Origin of the sequence: Nocardioides iriomotensis (assembly GCF_004168035.1) — a bacterium.
Taxonomy (GTDB): Bacteria; Actinomycetota; Actinomycetes; order Propionibacteriales; family Nocardioidaceae; genus Nocardioides_B; species Nocardioides_B iriomotensis.
On the sequence record NZ_SDPU01000032.1, the window covers coordinates 68,319 to 84,377 of the forward strand.

The window sequence follows — 16,059 nt, forward strand, 5'->3', positions numbered from 1 at the left end:
TCGGCGGACGGCCGACCCGCCGGGGTCATCCGGTATAGCCGGGGTGGGTCATGTGTCGACATTTCCCGGACGTGCGGCCGAGCGCTGCCGCAGCCTGGTCGTGTGACGTCCCCCGCTCCCGCACACCGTCCCGCGCGCCCGTGGCAGGTCGCGCTGCGCACCGTCTGGCTGGCGCTCGCCGCCCTGGTCGCCGCCGTCGGCACGAGCGCCGCCTTCGTCCGGCCGGGCCCCGTGGTCGCCTGCGTGGTCGCGGGGATGCTCGGCCTGGTCGCCGGCGGCTTCACCTTCGCGTTCGGTCGCGAGGACATGTCGGGACTGTGGCGCGGGCTGCGCGTCGGTGCCTGGGTCGCCGGTACGACGGTGGTCGCCATCGGCCTGGGCCGCCTGGTCGGGGCGTGGAGCGCGCTGGTGCTCGGGCTGCTGGTCCTCACCTCGCCCCTGGTCCCGATGGTCGTGCGGTCGTTCCGCAACCGGAAGACCGGCGACCTCGACCCCGAGCCGGAGCGTGAACGTCGCGCCGACGCACGGGACGTCCCGGTCGTGGTGGTCGAGCAGACCCACGGCCAGGTCGACATGACGGAGTTCGAGATCGCACTGCTCGACACCGAGCAGGAGCCGATCACGGACGCGCCCGAGGAGGAGGCGCCGCTGGCGGGCCTCGACCTCGACGACCTCTGCCGGCTGTGGCGCCGGACGTCGGTGCTGCTGCGGCAGAAGCTCGACTCCCGGCGGCTCGCCGAGGTGCTCGACGCCCGTCAGCACTGCCTCGACGAGCTGCTCCGTCGCGACCCGGCCGGCACCCGCGCCTGGCTCGACGCGGCCGGCACCCGGGCCGACGACCCGCGACCGTTCCTCACCGAGGAGCCCGAGTCGATCTAGCGCGGCTCCCCGGGGGCGGTCAGCCGACCGTCACCGGCTCGCGCTGCTCCCTTGGCTGCCCGGCGGGCGGCAGGAGCTTCGCCAGCCCGGCGCCCTCCACGTCGACGTCGGGCAGGATCCGGTCGAGCCAGCGCGGCAGGTACCACGCATGCCTGCCGAGCAGGTGCATGACCGCCGGCGTCAGCGTCATCCGTACGACGAACGCGTCGACCAGCACGCCGATCGCGAGCGAGAACCCGATCGCGCGGATCATCGTCAGGTGCGAGAAGACGAAGCCCGCGAACACGGCCGTCATGATCAGCGCCGCGGCCGTGACGACCGGGGCGGCGTGCCGGAAGCCGGACCGCACCGCTGAGCGCGCGTCCTCGCCGTGGGCGTACGACTCGCGCATCGCCGACACCAGGAACACCTGGTAGTCCATCGCGAGGCCGAACAGGATGCCGGTGAGCAGGATCGGCAGGAAGCTCATGATCGGTCCGGGTGTCGCCACGTCGAAGACCTGGCTCAGCCAGCCCCACTGGTAGACCGCGACGGTCGCGCCGAACGAGGCCGCCAGCGACAGCAGGAACCCGAGCGTCGCGACGACCGGCACCACGACCGAGCGGAAGACCAGCAGGAGCAGGACGAGCGAGAGCCCGACGACGATCGCGAGGTACGGCGGGAGCGCCTCGGACAGCTTCTCCGACACGTCGATCTGCGCGGCCACCTGGCCGGTGAGCGAGATCGTCGACCCGGTCTCGTCCGCGATGCGCTGCTTGTCGGCCCGCAGGTCCTGGACCAGCTGCTCGGTCGCGGCGCTGGCCGGGCCGTCCTCCGGGATCACCTGCAAGATGCCGATGGCGTTGTCGTCGTCGACCCGGACCGGCACCGCGGCCCGGACGCCGTCGGTGCCGCGGATCGCGTCGGCGACGTCGAGGTTGGCCTCGCGCGCGCCCTGCCTGTCGAGCCCGGCCGGGAGGTCGGCGACGACGAGGACCGGGCCGTTGTAGCCACCGCCGAAGCGGTCGCTGATCGTGTCGTAGGCGGTCTTGGCGCTGGAGCCGGGCGGCTCCGCCGAGCCGTCGGGCAGTGCGGTGCGGAGAGAGCCGGCCGGGACCGCGACCACGCCGAGCAGCGCGACGGTGGCGAGGGTGGTGAGCCAGGGGTGCCGCGTCGCGACCCGGCTCCAGCCGCGGTCGGCGGTGGCGTCGGCGGCGTCGGCGGCGTCGGCGGTGGCGGCGGTGGCGGCGGTGGCGGCGGTGGCGGCGGTGGCGACCGTCGTCCCGGCGGCGGCCTTGCGCCACGCCCGCCTGCTGACCAGGCGGCGGCCGATGAAGCCGAGCATGGCCGGGGTGAGGGTGAGGGCCATCAGCACGGCGACGGCGACGGTGAACGCGGCGGACGCGCCGAGCACGGTCAGGAACGGCAGGCCGGGAACGGCGAGCGCGGCGAGCGCGATCACCACGGTCAGCCCGGCGAACACCACGGCGTTGCCGCTGGTGCCGATCGCGCGGCCGACCGACTCCTCGAGGTCCATGCCGCGCAGGATCTGCCGGCGGTGCCGGTGCACGATGAACAGCGAGTAGTCGATGCCGACCGCGAGGCCGAGCATCAGCGCCAGGGCCGGGGTGATCGAGGCCATGTCGATCGCGCTCGAGAGGGCGAGGGTGCCGCCGACGCCGGCGCCGACACCGAGGATCGCCATGAGGAGCGGCAGGCCGGAGGCGATGAGGGTGCCCAGCATGACGAGCAGGACGATCGCGGCGACGGCGAGGCCGATGACCTCGGCGGGCCCGAAGATCGAGCTGATGTCCTGGACGATCTCCTTGGAGTAGGAGACCTCCACGCCCTCGTCGGCGGGGGCGCCGGCCACGTCCTGGATGTGCTCGCGCTGCTCGGCGGTCAGCGCGTCGGTCTGGCCGACGAAGGTGACGCTGGCGGCGGCGGTCGTGCCGTCGGCGGAGACGAAGCGGAGCCCGTCGGACGCGGCGGCCTGCCGCTCGCCGAACGCCAGCTTCTCCTCGCCCTCGGCGATCCGGTCCTCGGCGCGCGCCAGGCGCCGCTCCGCGCGGGGCAGCTGGGCGGACCTCTCCTGCAGCGTCGCCTCGCCCCGGTCGAGTCGGGCCCGGCCGGACTCGACGCGGGCGGTGCCGGCCTCGAGCCGGGCGCGCGCGTCGGCCAGCTCGGTGCGGCCGGCCTCGAGCTCCCGGCGCTTGGTGTCGAGGGTCCGCTGGGCCTGCGCGATGCGCGCGGCACCGCTGTCGAGCCGGGCGTCGGCGCGACGGAGCTCGGCGAGCCCGGCGCGGCCCTCCCGGACCTGGGCGCGGGCGGCGGTGATCGCCGGGGCGATCTGCTCCTTGCCCTGCACGCCCAGCGAGGCGGCGAGCCGGGCGTAGCCGTCGTCGATCTGCTTCTGCGCGTAGGCGCGCGAGACCGGGTCCATGCTCTGGTCGGCGTCGAGCTGCGCCTGCTGCCGGTTGAGCTCCTGGTACGCCGCCGTGGCCTGGTCGAGCCGGACGTCGGAGCGGTCGAGGGCCCGGTCGGCCTGGGCCAACGTCGAGACACCGAGACCGCTGAGCAGCTTCGCCTTGCCGGCGTCGTACTGCCGGCGGCCCTGGGCCAGCTGCTTCTTCTTGGCGTCGAGGGTGCGCTGCCCGTCCGCGAGCCGGGCGGCACCGTCGCGGAGCCGTGCCTCGCCGGCCGCGAGCCGTGCGCGGCCGTCGGCGAGCCGGGCCTCCGCGTCGTCGAGCCGGTCGCGGCCGGTGGCGACGTCTTCGCGTCCGGCGGCCAGCCGCTTCCGCCCGTCGGCGAGCCGGGCCTTCCCGTCCCGCACCTGCTGCGTGCCGGCGGAGAGGTCGTCGCGGGCGTCCGCGAGGCGCTTCGGGGCCTGGTCGAGCCGCCGCTGCAGCGCGAACGGGTCGTTGACGCTGCGCACGCCCTCCGTGGAGGCGAGCTCGGCGAGCGCGTCCTTCACGGCCCGGCGCTGCGTGACCGTGAACTCCGTCCCGTCCTTGGTCGTGTAGACGACCGAGCCGGTGCCGCCGGCGGCGGAGGGCAGCTCCTCCTGGAGCCGGTCGAGGGTCCGCTGGGTCTCGGTGCCGGGGATGGTGAAGGTGTTGGACAGCGTGCCCATGAAGGCCGCGGCACTGCCGCCGATCGCGACGAGGACGGCGAGCCAGCCGGCCACGAAGGCCCAGCGGCGGCGGTAGGCGAGCCGGCCGAGCCGGTAGAGGAAGGAGGCCACGTCAGCTCTCTCGGTCGGGGGTGCCCGGGTGCGGGGTCGTCAGGTTGCGGAGCGCGGGGAAGCCGTCGCGGAGCTGCTCGAGCGCGACCATGAGGAGGCGCTGGAGGTCGGCGAGGGCGGCGGCGGAGCGGTGGTCGTCCGGGTGGCGCTCGGCCCAGGACTGGAACGCCGCGCGGCCGGCGCCGACGACGGCGTGGACGTAGACGGCGAGCTCGAACCCGGCCTCCGCGGGGACCCGGGCGCTCATCGCCTCGTGGATCTGGGCGGCGCACTGGTCCCACGCCTCGAGCTGCAGGCGGGCGAGCTGGGGGTTGCCCTGCGCGAGCACGAACACGTCGGCGACGGTGGCCAGGCCCTCGCTCTCCCCCGCCAGCGCCGCCAGCGCGTCGACCGCGGCGATGGTCGGCGGCAGGTCGGCGGGGAGCTCCTCGAGCCCGGCCGCGGCCCGGTCGAGGAACGCGGTGAGGGGCGCGTTGAGCACGGCCTCGACCGAGGGGAAGTAGTTGAACAGGGTGCGGCGCGAGACGCCGGCGGCGTCGGCCACCTTCTCGGCGGTCAGCGCGTCCGCGCCCTCGTCCTGCAGCAGCCGGCGCGCGGCGCCCGCGATCGCGGCGCGCGTCGCCGCCTTGTTCTGCTCGCGCCGCCCCGGGGTGGCGCTCGTGCTCGTCCTCGCGCTCGGCATGAAACTTACACTACGTGCAAGTTTGCTCGGTGTGCAAAGTTTCGGGCGTCTCGGTCGGTGCGAGCCGCGTCACGCCGGCTCAGCCCGGCACGTGCGCGAGGACGGCCTCCTCCACGATGGCGAGCAGCACCTCGACCTGGATGCCCTGCCGGCTCAGGTCGTCGAGGCTGACCTCGCTGGTGGTGACCACCACCAGGTCGCGGTCGGGCACCACCACGAGCAGCTGACCGCCGTACCCGATCGCCTCGGCGACGGCGTCACCACCGACCTCGTCGGTCCACCACTGGTAGCCGTACCCGGTGCGGAGCCCGCCGACCGCGACCTGCGGGGAGGTGGCGTCGTCCAGCCACGAGCCGGACACCAGCTGGACGCCGTGCCAGATCCCGTCGGCCAGCACCAGCCGGCCGATCTCGACCAGGTCGCGCGGGCGCAGCTTGAGCCCCCACCAGCCCGTGTGGACCCCCTGCGGGTCCCGCGGCCAGGCGAACGCCGCGCGCTCGTAGGCCCCGGTGTTGGCCCGCGTGGCCTCGGCCTGCATGGCCGGGCGCGTGTCGATCTCCAGCGGGTCGAACAGCCGCGACCGGGCGAAGTCCAGCACGGACATGCCGCTCGCCTGCTCCACGATCGCGGCGAGCAGGTGCGCGGTGCCGTTCGAGTAGACGAACCTCTCGCCGGGTGGGCCCTTCGGCGCGCGCAGGATCGTCCGCACCCAGTCCTGGCTGTCCATGAACTCCGGCCCGAGCGGGCCCAGCCCGGCGGGGAAGCCGCCCTGCATGGTCAGGAGCTGGCGGAGGGTGGTGCGCGCGACCGCCGGCGGCATCGCGACCGCATCCCCGGGCAGCAGTCGCTCCAACGGTTCGTCGACGCTGTCGATGAGGCCCTCGTCGACCGCGATCCCGACCAGCGTCGACACGACGCTCTTCGTCACCGACTGCAGGTCCCAGGTCGTGGCCCGGTCCGCGCCGTAGTACTTCTCGAGCAGGATGTCGTCGGACGTGGCGACGACGATCGCCCGCACCTCGTCGAAGTTCGACGTGTCCCGCGCGAGCTTCCTGAGGTCCGCGCGCATCGCGGCGACGTCGGGCCCGGTCGACCCGGCCGACGGGTCGCTGCCCGAGCAGCCGAGCAGCACGAGCGCGGAAGCCACGAGCAGTGCGGGGAGCCTGGTCCTTCGTCGCCAGTCCGGCATGGCACGCTCCCCTCCGGCTCCCGTGAGCGCCGCTCCCCCCGCGCTCCGAGCGTGGTCCCCGCCCCGCCGTCGGGCAATAGCCCCAAATGCGTAGCCGTGCGTAGGCGAGCCCCGGCGACCCGGGCCGCCCGCTACGCCGCGCGGCGGCGGTAGACGCCCCTTGCGAGGGCGTAGGCGAGGACGAGGATGCCGACGCACCAGGCGAGCGCGGTCCAGATGTCGGCGCTGACCGGCTGGCCGGCGAGGAGCGCGCGGATCGTGTCGACGATCGAGGTCACGGGCTGGTTCTCCGCGAAGGCGCGCACCGGTCCGGGCATGCCCTCGGTGGGCACGAAGGCCGAGCTGACGAACGGCAGGAACACGATCGGGTAGGAGAACGCGCCCGCGCCGTCCACGGTCTTCGCGGTCAGGCCGGCGATGACGGCGATCCAGGTGAGCGCGAGGGTGAACAGGGCCAGGATCCCGATCACCGCGAGCCACGCCAGCACTCCGGCGCCCGAGCGGAACCCCATCAGAAGGGCGACGGCCACGACGACCGCGAGCGAGATCAGGTTGGAGACGACGGACGTGAGCACGTGCGCCCACAGCACGCTCGACCGGGCGATGGGCATCGACTGGAACCGCTCGAAGATGCCGCTGCTCAGGTCGGTGAACAGCCGGAACGCGGCGTACGAGATGCCCATCGCGATGGTGATGAGCAGGATCCCGGGCAGCAGGTAGTCGACGTACCGCTCCGAGCCGGCGTCGATCGCCCCGCCGAACACGTAGACGAACAGCAGCATCAGCGCGATCGGCATGATCGCCACGGTGAGGACCGTGTCCAGGCTGCGGGTGATGTGGCGCAGGGACCGGCCGAGCAGGACGGTGGTGTCGCCGACGAAGTGCGTGCTCATCGTTGCTCCTCCAGGGTGATGACGTCGGCCGGCTCCGAGTCGGGGTCGGTCCCGACGATGGCGAGGAAGACGTCCTCGAGGCTCGGCTGCTTCTCGACGTACTCGACGGTGGCGGGCGGGAGGAGCCGCTTGAGCTCCGCGAGCGTCCCGTCGGCGATGATCCGTCCGCCGTGGAGGATCGCGATCCGGTCGGCGAGCTGTTCGGCCTCGTCGAGGTACTGGGTGGTGAGCAGGACGGTCGTGCCCCGCTCGGCGAGGGCTCGGATGCCGGCCCAGACGTCGAGGCGGGCCTGCGGGTCGAGGCCGGTGGTGGGCTCGTCGAGGAAGATCACCGGTGGGTCGCCGATCAGGCTCATGGCGATGTCCAGGCGGCGGCGCATGCCTCCGGAGTACGTCGCCACGCGGCGCTCGGCCGCGTCCGTGAGGCGGAACCGCTCGAGCAGGTCGTCGGCCACGACGCCCGGGTCGGGGAGGTGCCGCAGCCGGGCGACGAGCACGAGGTTCTCGCGCCCGGTGAGGATCTCGTCCACGGCGGCGAACTGCCCGGTGAGGCTGATCGACTCGCGCACCTCGCCGGGCCGGGCGGCGACGTCGAAGCCGTCGACCGTGGCCGTCCCGGCGTCGGACCTCAGAAGGGTCGAGAGGATCCGCACGACGGTGGTCTTGCCGGCGCCGTTGGAGCCGAGCAGCGCGAAGACGCTGCCGCGCGCCACGTCGAAGTCGACGCCCCGCAGCACCCGGAGGTCGCCGTACGACTTCACGAGCCCCTGCACCCGGATGGCGGGGGCGGCGACCGTCGCGGTCATGACCGGTCCGCCTCGTCCTCGGCGCGCTCGATGGCGTCGGTGAGCCGCTGCTTCTCCTTGTTGATCCACGAACCCGCGGAGTAGTTCGCGAGGAACGTCTCGGCGAACTCGACCGGGTCGTCGCCGACGACGTCGCGGATCGGGGTCTCGTTGGCCGCGCTCTGCTCGAAGAGCTCCACGAGGTCCTCGAGCATCCGGATCGCGAGCTCCCCGTCGGCGATGCCCGAGGCGTGCATCGCAAAGCGCTCGACAGCCTCGTCGGCCGCACGGTACGGCTCCGGCAGCTGCTTCACCCGGGCCTTGTAGCGCCGGTAGCGCTTCTTCTGGTCGAGCGAGCCCGTGACCTTCTCCAGCCAACCCATGCTCATGACTGCTTCCCTTCCGTCCGGAGCTGCTCCAGGCGTTCTGCGAGGAAGCTCCAGGTCCTCCAGAACTCGTCGAGGTGGTCACGACCCTGGGTGTTGAGCGAGTAGACCTTGCGCGGCGGTCCCTTCTCCGACGGCACCTTCTCCACGTCGACGAGACCGCGCTGCTCGACCCGGACGAGCAGCGCGTAGACGGTGCCCTCGGCGATGTCGGTGAAGCCCTTGTCGCGAAGCCAGGCGGTGATCTCGTAGCCGTAGGCGGCGCGGCCGGCCAGGATCGCGAGAACGATCCCCTCCAGCGTCCCCTTCAGCATCTCCGTGACCTGCTTGCCCATCGACGCCCGCTCCTCTCGATCAACTACTCAGTGTCAGTGACTACCAGTAGATAGTAACACTGAATAGTGGCGCGAGCGCAAGCGCCGGAAGCAAGTTCGCCGGGATGGCGCACGAGGAGGCCGCAGGTCAGCGTTCCGCTGCTCCTGCGGCCTCGGGCCTGCCCACGACGGCGCGGCGGTCAGGGCGCCTGCCGGCGCCTACCGAGAGGGTGTGCGTCAGTCCCGGGACCCGTACGACGCGGGCAGGATGTTGTTGTTCCGGCGGAAGAAGTTGTCCGGGTCGTAGTGCGCCTTGATCTCCTCGAGCCGCTGCAGGTTGGCCTTGTCGAAGGCGCTCTCGACGCCCACCGTGACCGCCTCGTCGGCGACGCCCGTGAAGTTCAGGTACAGCGAGCCCGTGCCGCGCTCGTGCACCTCGGCCCACGCGCCGCGCACCCAGGCGATCACCTTGTCGTCGTCGCGCGGGTCGTCCCAGTTGCCGTCCATCGACACCATCCAGTTGGCGGACCGCTCGCTGTAGGCGGTCTCCTCCACTCCGACGCGGTTGATCGCGCCGCCCATGAGGAAGGTGACCACGAACGTCCGCTTGCTCGGCCGGCTGCGGGCCTTCGTCACGAGGATGTCGATGATCTCGTCCGTCAGCTCCTCGACGTACGTCGCCTTCCAGTAGCTGCGCAGCGTCCCGCGCCGGAAGAACTCGTCGAAGGCGCTCTGGACCCCGCTGAACGGCAGCGGACCCGAGATGTCCACGAGCGGGGTGCCGATGTCGCGCAGCGGCTGCAGGACCCGCATGCCTTCGTCCGGATCACCGGAGTAGACGGCGCCGGTGACGACGAACGGCGTGTCGTGGATCTCCGGTGGCGTGTGCTCGCTCGGCGGCAGCGTCGTGCACCCGATGAGTGCCGACACCTCGTCGGGCGCCGTCGCGGCCCAGTCGCGGAACCGTCGATAGACGTTCTCGGCGTCCTCGACGGGATGGAACACCCCGGCGAAGGCCACCGTCGGGCCCACGGGGTGGCAGCGGAAGGTGAACGACGTGACCACGCCGAAGTTGCCGCCGCCGCCGCGGAGGGCCCAGAACAGGTCGGGGTTCGTGTCCGCCGAGGCCGTGCGTACCTGCCCGTCGGCGCACACGACCTGGGCCGCGAGCAGGTTGTCGACCGCCATCCCGTGCTTGCGGCGGACCCAGCCCTCGCCGCCCCCGAGGGAGAGACCGGCGACGCCGGTGTCGGAGACGATCCCGGACGGAGCGACCAGGCCGAACGCCTGGGTCTCGTGGTCCAGATCGCCGATGAGCGCACCACCCTGGACGCGGACGGTGCGGGCCTCCGGGTCGACGTCGACCCCGTTCATCCGGGCGAGGTCGAGGAGCAGGCCACCGTCGACGCTCGACAGCCCGGCGATCGAGTGCCCGCCGCCCCGGACCGCGACGAGCAGCTGGTGCTCCCTGGCGAAGTTGATCGCGCTGACCACGTCGGCGGTGCCGGTGGGCCGGACCACCAGGGCCGGCTTCCCCGGGTGCATCGCGTTGTACGGCGGTCGGAGCCGGAGGTACTCCGCGTCCCCGGGGGTCAGCACGTCACCCCGGACCGCGGCGCGCAGCTCGTCGAGGCTCTCGTCGCTGATCTCCACCTCGGTGTTCGTCAGGGTCGCCATGGTCACGGTCATCGCAGGCTCCTTCTCCGCGCAGGGGTGGACCGGCCAATTAACGACACTAGGCAGGCGCGTCGCGGCAAGGAATGGCCTGGCTGGGCGGTTCGCGCCGCCCAGACGGCCCGGCGCCCGGGGCGGATCTGTCAGCCCGCGGGCGTGAACAGCTCGACGAGGTTGCCCGCCGGGTCGGCGAGCAGGATCTGCCGTCCGCCCGGCCCCTCGACGAGGTCGCTGCGGAAGGACAGCCCCGCGTCGCGGTGGTGCTCGATCTCGGCGTCGAGGTCGTCGACGACGAGGTGGATCCGGTTCCGGCCGGCCGTCGCGGCGTCCGGAGGGGTCGCGCGGGCGCCGGAGCTGGCCGGCCCGGACAGCAGCAACCGCAACGAGCCACGCCTGACGTCGGCGAACGCGGGCAGGTGCTCGCTGTGCAGGGTGAAGCCGAGGTGGCCGGTGTAGAAGTCGATGGCGGCCTGCACGTCGTCCACGATGTAGCGGACGCTGACGACGTCGTCGTCCATGTCGGTCATGGCGTGTCAATCCCTTCGACCATCGGGTCGAGACTCGACGTACGTCTTGAGCCCTACCCAGTTGCGCCGTTCCCAACGCGGGCCGACCAGTGCCAGCACCGGCGACAGCACCCGCATCGGACCGACCAGGGACATGTCCCAGTCCCACCTCAGGCGCGTCCCGCCCTCGACCTCGTCGAAGTCCAGCGTGCCGTCGACCCGCAGGTACGACGACCGCACGACGTTGTGCAGCCGGTGCGGTCGGTCGTACTCCACGATCTCCAGGGTCATCTCGCCCCGGGCACCCATCCCCTTGGGCTGCGCGACGAACCGCGCGCCGGCCTCGACCGGCCCCGCGCTCACCTTCTCGGCGCGGGCGATCCGTGGGTTGTAGCGCGGTTCGTTCCGCTCGTCCGCGACGAGGTCGAAGACCGCCTCGACCGGAGCGGCGATCACGACCTCGCCGGCGATGCGCGTCATCGTCCCCGGCTAGTTGAGGGACAGCGCCACGTCGTCGGCGTAGTACGACGTCCCAGGGGCGGCGCTGTAGACGGCGGTGGCCAGCTCGAGGGACGAGCCGGGCGCCGTCGGCACGAGCGTGGCGCTCACCTGCTGCCACGAGGTCGAGAGGGTCACGCCCACGACCTTCTCGGAGAGCTTGGTGCTGCCGCTGTACTCACGCAGCCGGAGGTACAGCTTGGCGCCCGGGGCGTCGGCCCGCACCCAGACGCTCCCGGAGTAGGTGCCGGCCGCGGTCGAGGCGACGACGTTCGGGTTGTCGTTCAGCGTCTCGGTGACGGTCGTGGTGCCGGTGTTCGTGAGGCGTGCGGCCCAGGAGCCGGAGTGACCGCCGGCGACGCGCTCCAGCGCGACCGCCGCGGCGTTGTTGGTGTCCCAGCCGGCCAGGTTCGTCTCGAAGCCGGGATTGGGCACGAGGTTCTGACCCGAAGGCGGCGGCGTGACGGAGCCGACGGTGATCTGGCGGGTCGCGCTGGTGGACCCTCCGGCGTTCGACGCGGTGAGCCTGACGTTGTACGTGCCGGGGTCGGTGAAGGTGTGGGTCGGGTTCTGCGCGGTGGAGGACTGCCCGTCACCGAAGGACCAGCTCCAGGCCGTCGGCGACCCCGTCGAGGTGTCGGTGAACGAGACGGCCAGCGGTGCCTGACCGGAGGTCGGGTTGGCCGTGAACGACGCGATCGGTGCGGGCCCCGGCGAGGCGCCGCCGGAGACGTTGAACACGAAGACGGCGTGGCTCTTCGGGTCGCCGGCTGCCCGGTGGTCGTAGCCGTCGGAGACGTAGAACCGGTCGTTGATGAGCGCGGCCGCCCGCGCGTCGAGCATGCCGAACTTCGTCAGGTCGAACGTCCAGCCCGGCACCAGCGTCTTGGTCGCCCAGTCGACGCGGCTGAGCTGCGCGGGGCTGCGGGCGACGAAGAGGTCCGAGCCGTCCGCGGAGAAGTCGAACCCCTGGATGCCGGTGAGCCCCGACACCTGGAACGTGGAACCCACGGCGTTGGTGGCGTAGTTGTAGGTGCGGATGGTCTTGCTGATGCCGACGTAGAGCTTGTGGTCGGCGGGGTTCCAGTCCGCGGCGGTGAAGTCGCTCCCGGTCGGCAAGGGCTGGTAGGAGTCCAGCTGCAGCGACCCGTTGCGACGCGTGAGCCGGAACACCGTCGGCAGCACGGTGGACGTGCAGCAGGAGCCACTGAACGCGTAGAGCGTGTCCGTCGCCCGGTCGTACGCCAGGCTCTCGAGGTCGCGGTTGCGGTCCGTGCCCGCCGTCGCGGTCCCGGAGAAGATCGTGGTCGCCGCGAGCTGGCTCCGCGTGATCGTGCGCTTGAGGGCACCGGTGTCCGGGTTGACCTCGTAGATCATGCGACCGTCGTCGTCGACGAGCCAGAGCGAGTTGTCGCGGGCGACGTACGCCGAACCCTCGTCGTCTTTCACCGACACCGCCGAGCCCACGAACGGGGTCGTGACCAGGAGGTGGTCCAGGCTCAGCTCCGGAGTCGACGTCACCGGCAGCGCGGCCAGCGCGTCGGACGCGAGTCCGGCGCCGGCAGCGAGCACGAGTGCGACGAGCACCCCGAGCGTCAGCAGGCGGCGCAGGGGCTGGCGGGACAGGACGAACGACGACATGGACGGCTCCCGATGTGCAGGCAGGGCCCTCGTTGGGCCGCTCACCAGTGAAGGTCCGGCGTCGCTGGGCTGCCTCGTCCCTTGTGCTGAGGTCGCGTACGTCGCTTTCTGGCCGATCCGTCCGGTGTACGGGCTATTGACGACGCACGTGGTGCCCAGGTCGCGACGGCCGAAAAAGCAGGCGTGCCGTCCTCGGCGGGGGTCATCCGCTCAGCTTGTCCCCGATGACGGCGTCGAGCCGGCCGGCGAGTCCGGCGAGGGCCGCTCCAGGTCGTCGGCGACGACGAGGTCGTCCAGCACCTCGGGCCGGAAGCCGCCCGCGCCGTACACCAGGCCGATGCCTCGCTCGGCGAGTCCGCGGCCGACGTCGTAGGAGCGGCGCGCCACCTCCGGGTCGACGCCGGGACTGGAGCCGCAGAACACGGCGACACGTCGGATGGCACGGCTCACGGGGCCGAGTCCAGGAACGGGGCAGGGCCGGCGACCCCGGGCCTCGCGCAGGTCTCGACAGCCGCGGTCGTGCGCGCTGTGCTGGTCCCGAGGGAAAGGGGTGGACCATGAGCGACACCACCGGCAGGTACCTGAGCCCCGGCGTCTACGTCGAGGAGGTCTCCAGCGGGTCGAGGCCGATCGAGGGGGTCGGGACCGCCGTGGCCGCGTTCGTCGGCCTGGCGGAGGCGGGGCCCGTCGTCCTGGTGCTCCGGACGGTCGCGCTCGCCGGGCTCGCGGTCCTGGTCGTGACCGTGCTCCGCCGCCGGCGCTCGTCGCACTGAACGCGCAGGCGCCGCGCCGCCCGGGCTCAGCGCCTGGCCAGCAAGGCGACGCCCCGGGACGCGCCACCGGCGGCCGGGCTGACGCCGTCGGCAGACCAGTCCCAGCGGTCTCGGCCGCCATCACGGCGACGGCCCGACCAGACCTGCCGTACGCCGACCCACGGGTGGCGTCGCGTCGCGCCTGAGGCCGGTTGCGGGCGCCTACGGTTGAGGTGCAGGGCATGGCTGTGGAGCGCGTAGTTCATGAGCTGATCCGTTCGAGATGGGCCGGCTGCGCGGGTCGTGACGCTTCTGACGCGGCGTGCCGGGCGATGGAGGTCGTGGTGCGGAATCGGTCTCGGTACTCCGAGGGCGCGATGCCGACCAGCCTGTGGAAGGTGCGGCGCAACGTCTCGGCGGTGCCGAAGCCGTAGCGCCGGGCGATGGTCTCCAGCGGGTCGTCGCGTTCCGCGAGGGCACGCTGCGCCGCCTCGACGCGCACCCGCTCGACGTACACCGCCGGGGTGAGACCTGTTTCCTGGGTGAAGCGCCGCTGCAGGTGTCGTGGGCTCAGCCCGGCGAGCGACGCCAGGTCGTCGATCCCGTGCCCGACACCGGGGTCGAGGTGGATGGACTCGACGACGCGACGCATCACGTCGCTCTCGGGCTGGGTGGACCACAGGGGCACGCTGAACTGCGACTGGCTCCCCGGCCGGCGCAGGAACATCACCAGCTCCCGGGCGACGTCGAGCGCGGTCTGGGGTCCGAGATCCGCCTCGACGAGCGCCAGTGCCAGGTCCATGCCCGCTGTCACGCCGGCCGAGGTCCAGATTCGCCCGTCCTGGATGAAGATGGGGTCGCGGTCGACGATGACGGCCGGGTACTCCCGTGCCAACCGCTCCGCTTCCCTCCAGTGCGTGGTCGCGTGGCGACCGTCGAGCAGCCCGGCCTCGGCGAGGATGAACGCGCCGGTGCAGACGGAGGCGACCCGGTCGGTCCTGCCGGCGGCGGTGGCCACCCAGTCGACGACGCTGCGGTCGTACCTCGCCTCGGGCACGTCCTCCCCGCCGACGACCAGCAGCGTGCCGCGCAGGCTCGGATCCAGGCTCGCCACCGAGCTGTCCGCCTGGATCGTCAGACCCGTGTCCGAGCGGATCGGACCGGCCGTCGGGGCCACGACCGCGAGCTCGTACCCGGCCTCACCGAAGACCTCGAACGGGCCCGCCAGGTCCAGGGCGTCGAAGCCGTCGAAGATCACGAAGGTGACTGCGGGAGACGTCATGCCTCCACCGTGCGCCCGGGGACTGCGTGTCGGCTACGACAACCGCCCCACAGATCGCGCCATCGACGACTGCTCTCGGCTCCGATGCCCTGTTTGTGCCCACCTCCGGCTGGTAACTCCCAGGAGGTCAACGACGACCAGGCGCTCCCGATCCAGGCGCCCCCACGTCGATCACCACCGGGGGGCCGGACACAGGGAGGGCGACGCCTTGGCTCACATCACGACCTCGCACCCGTCGCGGATGCTGGAGCCGCGGCTGCTGGAGGACGCGATCCCGCGGCTGCGGGGGTCGCTCCACGCGATGGCCGCCCCCCTGTCGGTCCTGGCCGGGATCGTCCTGGTCGCGCTCTCCCCCACCCCGGCGATCCGGATCGGGTCGGCGATCTTCGCGGTCTCGGCCGTCGTCCTGTTCACGGCCTCGGCGACGTTGCACCGGGGCGGTTGGTCCGCACGCACCAACGCGATCCTGACGCGGCTCGACCACTCCAGCATCTTCCTGCTGATCGCCGGCAGCTACACGCCCTTCACCTTGCTGCTCCTCGACGGCGCCGCCCAGGCCACGCTGCTGTGGGTGGCGTGGGGAGGGGCCGCGGCCGGGATCGCCTTCCGGGTGCTGTGGAGCACCGCCCCGCGCTGGGTCTACACGCCGGTCTACATGGCCCTGGGCTGGGCCGCGGTCGTCTTCGCCGGGGACTTCGTCCGCAACGGCACACCGGGCGTCGTCCTGCTGCTCGCCGCGGGCGGGCTGCTCTACACGGTCGGCGCCGTGGTCTACGGCGTACGGCGACCGAACCCGTACCCCTCCTGGTTCGGGTTCCACGAGGTGTTCCACGCCCTCACCGTCGCTGCGTTCGCCGCGCACTACACGGGGATCTCGATCGCCACCTACGCGCTGCGCTGACTCACCGGCCGGCCAGCTCCGTCATGTAGAGCGGGTTGCCGTCGGGGTCGGCGAAGAAGGCCAGCTTGAGCCGGGCGGCGTCGTCGACGACCGGTCCCTCGAGCGTCACACCGCGCTCCTCCAGCGTCGCGATCACCTGTTCGATCGGCTCGTCGACGGTGAACCCCACGGTCACCGCACCGACCGTGCCCGGCGTCGGACCGTGCGCGGTGGCGGGGTGCAGGCCCAGCTGGAGCCCGTCTCCGGCGTCGATGCTGGCCCAGTGGTCGCCCGCACGGAACAGCAGCCGCAGACCCAGGGTCTCGGTGTAGAACGTCACGGCCCGGTCCATGTCCGCGACATAGATGGTCGCGTTGCCACCCTTGAGCACGGGCCCATTGTCCTCCCGGTGTGACGTTCCGCCCACCGAGCCGCTCTAGATGGGTACGCCGAACGCCCGCGCAGACTTACAGTG

17 protein-coding genes are annotated in these 16,059 nt (G+C 72.4%); 3 read left to right on the forward strand and 14 right to left on the reverse strand.

What is annotated here, in order from left to right; translation table 11 throughout:
• The first annotated feature begins 102 nt into the window (after positions 1 to 102).
• Positions 103 to 879 (forward strand): hypothetical protein, encoded by a 777-nt coding sequence (locus ETU37_RS23310; protein ID WP_165372585.1) that lies wholly within the window; start codon positions 103 to 105, stop codon positions 877 to 879.
• Between the two features lie 19 nt (positions 880 to 898).
• On the opposite strand, the gene ETU37_RS23875 is transcribed toward ETU37_RS23310, so the two are convergent.
• The 12 genes from ETU37_RS23875 to ETU37_RS23710 all read right to left on the reverse strand — a co-directional run bounded on the left by ETU37_RS23875 (position 899) and on the right by ETU37_RS23710 (position 13,120).
• Entirely contained in the window at positions 899 to 4,102 is a 3,204-nt protein-coding gene (locus tag ETU37_RS23875) for an MMPL family transporter (RefSeq protein ID WP_206054009.1), read from the reverse strand.
• 1 nt (position 4,103) lies between these two features.
• A complete protein-coding gene (locus ETU37_RS17420) occupies positions 4,104 to 4,784 on the reverse strand; it encodes a TetR family transcriptional regulator (RefSeq protein WP_129988626.1) in 681 nt (226 codons plus the stop codon).
• Between the two features lie 79 nt (positions 4,785 to 4,863).
• Complete coding sequence (locus ETU37_RS17425; RefSeq protein WP_129988627.1) at positions 4,864 to 5,973, reverse strand: serine hydrolase domain-containing protein; 1,110 nt, start codon at positions 5,971 to 5,973, stop codon at positions 4,864 to 4,866.
• A 131-nt stretch (positions 5,974 to 6,104) separates the two neighbouring features.
• Positions 6,105 to 6,866: an ABC transporter permease gene (locus ETU37_RS17430; RefSeq protein ID WP_129988628.1), complete on the reverse strand. Its 762-nt coding sequence runs from the start codon at positions 6,864 to 6,866 to the stop codon at positions 6,105 to 6,107.
• Positions 6,863 to 7,672: an ABC transporter ATP-binding protein gene (locus ETU37_RS17435; RefSeq protein ID WP_129988629.1), complete on the reverse strand. Its 810-nt coding sequence runs from the start codon at positions 7,670 to 7,672 to the stop codon at positions 6,863 to 6,865. The genes ETU37_RS17430 and ETU37_RS17435 overlap by 4 nt, the downstream gene beginning before the upstream one ends.
• Positions 7,669 to 8,040 (reverse strand): DUF1048 domain-containing protein, encoded by a 372-nt coding sequence (locus ETU37_RS17440; protein ID WP_129988630.1) that lies wholly within the window; start codon positions 8,038 to 8,040, stop codon positions 7,669 to 7,671. The genes ETU37_RS17435 and ETU37_RS17440 overlap by 4 nt, the downstream gene beginning before the upstream one ends.
• Entirely contained in the window at positions 8,037 to 8,372 is a 336-nt protein-coding gene (locus tag ETU37_RS17445; RefSeq protein ID WP_129988631.1) for a PadR family transcriptional regulator, read from the reverse strand. The genes ETU37_RS17440 and ETU37_RS17445 overlap by 4 nt, the downstream gene beginning before the upstream one ends.
• Positions 8,373 to 8,588: 216 nt before the next feature.
• The gene (locus tag ETU37_RS17450; protein ID WP_129988632.1) at positions 8,589 to 10,040 is read right to left on the reverse strand and encodes an FAD-binding oxidoreductase; all 1,452 of its coding nucleotides are present in this window, start codon (positions 10,038 to 10,040) and stop codon (positions 8,589 to 8,591) included.
• 128 nt (positions 10,041 to 10,168) lie between these two features.
• Positions 10,169 to 10,552, reverse strand: a complete 384-nt coding sequence (locus ETU37_RS17455) for a VOC family protein (RefSeq protein WP_165372586.1) — start codon at positions 10,550 to 10,552, stop codon at positions 10,169 to 10,171.
• A 6-nt stretch (positions 10,553 to 10,558) separates the two neighbouring features.
• Entirely contained in the window at positions 10,559 to 11,011 is a 453-nt protein-coding gene (locus tag ETU37_RS17460) for an SRPBCC family protein (RefSeq protein ID WP_129988633.1), read from the reverse strand.
• A 9-nt stretch (positions 11,012 to 11,020) separates the two neighbouring features.
• Entirely contained in the window at positions 11,021 to 12,670 is a 1,650-nt protein-coding gene (locus tag ETU37_RS17465; protein WP_129988634.1) for a PKD domain-containing protein, read from the reverse strand.
• A gap of 210 nt (positions 12,671 to 12,880) precedes the next feature.
• Positions 12,881 to 13,120, reverse strand: coding sequence for a hypothetical protein (locus ETU37_RS23710; protein ID WP_240755801.1), 240 nt, complete (start codon positions 13,118 to 13,120; stop codon positions 12,881 to 12,883).
• Between the two features lie 107 nt (positions 13,121 to 13,227).
• Here ETU37_RS23710 and ETU37_RS17475 point away from each other — a divergent pair, with 107 nt between their 5' ends.
• Positions 13,228 to 13,443, forward strand: a complete 216-nt coding sequence (locus ETU37_RS17475; protein WP_129988635.1) for a hypothetical protein — start codon at positions 13,228 to 13,230, stop codon at positions 13,441 to 13,443.
• Positions 13,444 to 13,684: 241 nt separating this feature from the next.
• Here the strand turns inward: ETU37_RS17475 and ETU37_RS17480 are convergent, their stop codons facing one another.
• A complete protein-coding gene (locus ETU37_RS17480; protein WP_129988636.1) occupies positions 13,685 to 14,704 on the reverse strand; it encodes a GlxA family transcriptional regulator in 1,020 nt (339 codons plus the stop codon).
• Between the two features lie 208 nt (positions 14,705 to 14,912).
• On the opposite strand from ETU37_RS17480, the gene trhA reads away from it, so the two are divergent.
• Complete coding sequence (gene trhA / locus ETU37_RS17485; protein WP_240755802.1) at positions 14,913 to 15,605, forward strand: PAQR family membrane homeostasis protein TrhA; 693 nt, start codon at positions 14,913 to 14,915, stop codon at positions 15,603 to 15,605.
• A gap of 1 nt (position 15,606) precedes the next feature.
• Here trhA and ETU37_RS17490 read toward each other — a convergent pair whose 3' ends face one another.
• A complete protein-coding gene (locus tag ETU37_RS17490; RefSeq protein WP_129988637.1) occupies positions 15,607 to 15,975 on the reverse strand; it encodes a VOC family protein in 369 nt (122 codons plus the stop codon).
• Between the last annotated feature and the right edge of the window lie 84 nt (positions 15,976 to 16,059).

Excerpts from the sequence above, each read along its gene's own strand:
- ETU37_RS17420 (WP_129988626.1), bottom strand. The coding sequence starts at position 4,784 with ATGCCGAGCGCGAGGACGAGCACGAGCGCCACCCCGGGGCGGCGCGAG.
- ETU37_RS17425 (WP_129988627.1), bottom strand. The coding sequence starts at position 5,973 with ATGCCGGACTGGCGACGAAGGACCAGGCTCCCCGCACTGCTCGTGGCT.
- ETU37_RS17430 (WP_129988628.1), bottom strand. The coding sequence starts at position 6,866 with ATGAGCACGCACTTCGTCGGCGACACCACCGTCCTGCTCGGCCGGTCC.
- ETU37_RS17435 (WP_129988629.1), bottom strand. The coding sequence starts at position 7,672 with ATGACCGCGACGGTCGCCGCCCCCGCCATCCGGGTGCAGGGGCTCGTG.
- ETU37_RS17440 (WP_129988630.1), bottom strand. The coding sequence starts at position 8,040 with ATGAGCATGGGTTGGCTGGAGAAGGTCACGGGCTCGCTCGACCAGAAG.
- ETU37_RS17445 (WP_129988631.1), bottom strand. The coding sequence starts at position 8,372 with ATGGGCAAGCAGGTCACGGAGATGCTGAAGGGGACGCTGGAGGGGATC.
- ETU37_RS17450 (WP_129988632.1), bottom strand. The coding sequence starts at position 10,040 with ATGACCGTGACCATGGCGACCCTGACGAACACCGAGGTGGAGATCAGC.
- ETU37_RS17455 (WP_165372586.1), bottom strand. The coding sequence starts at position 10,552 with ATGACCGACATGGACGACGACGTCGTCAGCGTCCGCTACATCGTGGAC.
- ETU37_RS17460 (WP_129988633.1), bottom strand. The coding sequence starts at position 11,011 with ATGACGCGCATCGCCGGCGAGGTCGTGATCGCCGCTCCGGTCGAGGCG.
- ETU37_RS17465 (WP_129988634.1), bottom strand. The coding sequence starts at position 12,670 with ATGTCGTCGTTCGTCCTGTCCCGCCAGCCCCTGCGCCGCCTGCTGACG.
- ETU37_RS17475 (WP_129988635.1), top strand. The coding sequence starts at position 13,228 with ATGAGCGACACCACCGGCAGGTACCTGAGCCCCGGCGTCTACGTCGAG.
- ETU37_RS17480 (WP_129988636.1), bottom strand. The coding sequence starts at position 14,704 with ATGACGTCTCCCGCAGTCACCTTCGTGATCTTCGACGGCTTCGACGCC.